The organism is Pseudomonas sp. JV245A (assembly GCF_032424515.1).
GTDB classification, from domain to species: domain Bacteria; phylum Pseudomonadota; class Gammaproteobacteria; order Pseudomonadales; family Pseudomonadaceae; genus Aquipseudomonas; species Aquipseudomonas protegens.
Genome location: NZ_VYKE01000332.1, coordinates 1 through 2,189 on the forward strand (window position 1 = coordinate 1; position 2,189 = coordinate 2,189).

General features: G+C 67.6%; 2 protein-coding genes. Both read right to left on the bottom strand.

The window, feature by feature from the left end; genetic code table 11:
- Nucleotides 1-849, bottom strand: an 849-nt coding sequence (locus F6S12_RS31285) for a universal stress protein (RefSeq protein WP_315869811.1), incomplete at its 3' end; no start/stop codon positions are given.
- A gap of 92 nt (nucleotides 850-941) precedes the next feature.
- Nucleotides 942-2,015, bottom strand: coding sequence for an NAD(P)-dependent alcohol dehydrogenase (locus tag F6S12_RS31290; RefSeq protein WP_053152835.1), 1,074 nt, complete (start codon nucleotides 2,013-2,015; stop codon nucleotides 942-944).
- Nucleotides 2,016-2,189: the final 174 nt, after the last annotated feature.

The following is a 2,189-nucleotide window of genomic DNA, read 5'->3' on the forward strand; positions in this document are numbered from 1 at the left end:
GGTGGTGCTGCCGATCAAGCGGCCAAAGCCGGTGCGGTGCACGGTGCCCATGACCACCACGTCCACCAGGTATTCGTCGACGAACTGGGCGATGCCCGGCACCGGCGGGCCCATGATGAAGTGGCGGAATTCCTGGGGCACGTTGTGCTCATCCCCCAGGCGTTCGAATTCCTTGTGCAGGGAGTCGCGCAACTCGTCCAGGCAGTTGACGCTCCAGGCGGTGGACGCCACCGGCGCCACGCCATCGAGCATCGGCATCAGGTCGTAGGCGTACAGCAGGTGCAACTGGGCGTCGCATTGCAGGGCCAGGGCGTGGGCGGTCTGGATGATCTGCGTATTGAGCCCGCGGATCTGGGTGTCGGACTGGGCCGGGTCCACCGCGGCGACAATCCGCCGGGGCAGCTTGTGCGGCGCGTCGTTGACCAGGTGCACCGGCACCGGCGCCTCGCGCAGCAGGTGGCAATCCAGCGGGGTGACGAACACGCGCTTGAGGGCCGACTCCAGGGTCACGTCCTTGATCAGCAGGTCAGGCCGGAACTCGTCGATGTAGGCGAGCATGTCCTTGAGCACCTGGGTGCTCCAGATCACCTGGGTGGTGACCTGCACGCCCTCCTCGGCCATCCACTGCGCTTCCACCTGCAACCAGCGCTCGTGGCGCTGCAGGTAGGCTTCGCGCTCGCTGTCTTCCAGGTGTTCTTCCCACAGGTAGGTGCGCGCCGGCGGTTCGACGAACACCAGGGCGTGCAGCGCCGCGCCGCTGGCCCGGGCCAGGGCAACGGCACGGCGCGCCGCGGGGGATTGGTGCTGCTGTGGATCGGCGATCAGCAACAGACGCTGGTACTGGCTCATGGTGCTCCTCCTTGGGCGATACGTGAGCTTGAGTGTGGAATGCCGTGCTGCCGGGCGCCTTGATCGGTATCAAGGGCGCCCGGTGGCACGGATCATGGGGTGATGGCGATCTTCATCACGCCGTCGCGCTGGCTGGCGAACAGCTCGTAGGCGGCCTCGATATCGTCGAGCTTGAAGCGGTGGGTCACCAGCGGCTTGAGGTCCACCTGGCCACTGGCGACCACCTCCATCAGCCGGCGCATGCGTTCCTTGCCGCCCGGGCACAGGGTGCTGAGGATGCTCAGGTCGCCCAGGCCGGCGGCATAGGCATCCAGGGGAATGCGCAGGTCGCTGGAATAGACCCCCAGGCTCGACAGCTTGCCCCCCGGGCGCAGCACCCGCAGCGCCGACTCGAAGGTGCCCTGGGTGCCCAGGGCCTCGATCGACACATCGACCCCGCGACCGTCGGTGAGGTCCATGATCTGCTTGACCACGTCGCCCTGCTTGAAGTCCACCACATGGGTCGCCCCCAGCCCGCGCGCCACGCTCATGCGCGCGGCCACGGTGTCGACGCCAATGATGGTGGTGGCACCCTTGAGCCTTGCTCCGGCCACCGCGCACAGGCCGATGGGGCCCAGGGCGAACACCGCCACGCTGTCGCCGATGTTCACCTCGGCACGCTCGGCGCCGGAGAAACCGGTGGACATGATGTCCGGGCACATCAGCACTTCTTCATCGCTCAGGCCGTCGGGGATCGGGCACAGGTTGGCCAGGGCGTCCGGCACACGCACGTATTCGGCCTGGCAGCCATCGATGGTGTTGCCGAACTTCCAGCCGCCCGTGGCGCGGAAGCCGTGGCGGGTGTCCGGGCCGTCCTGGGAGCCGCAGCCGCAGAGGCAGGCGTAGCTCTGGCCGCTGGGGGTGATGGCCCCGGCGATCACTCGCTGGCCCTCGTGGAAGCCGCGCACCTGGGAGCCCAGGCGCTCGATCACCCCCACCGGCTCGTGGCCGATGGTCAGGCCCTTGGCCACCGGGTATTCACCCCGCAGGATGTGCACGTCGGTGCCGCAGATGGTGGTGGTGGTGATCCGCACCAGGGCGTCCAGCGGACCGATTTCGGGGATGTCCTTGTCTTCCAGCACGATGCGGTTCTTCTCCACGAATACCGCTGCTTTCATCTTGGCCATGTTGCCGATCTCCATTGCCGGGAAGGGGTCTGCGCGAATCCGCAGGTCTGCTGACAGACTGCGCGGATACCCCGGGGAAGGGCTTGATCATGGTCAAACAATGGCCCCTTGGCGGCCGCTGGGGCGACCGTGTGTCGCAAACTCGCCCTTCAGCCCTGCTGCCGGCGCCGCACC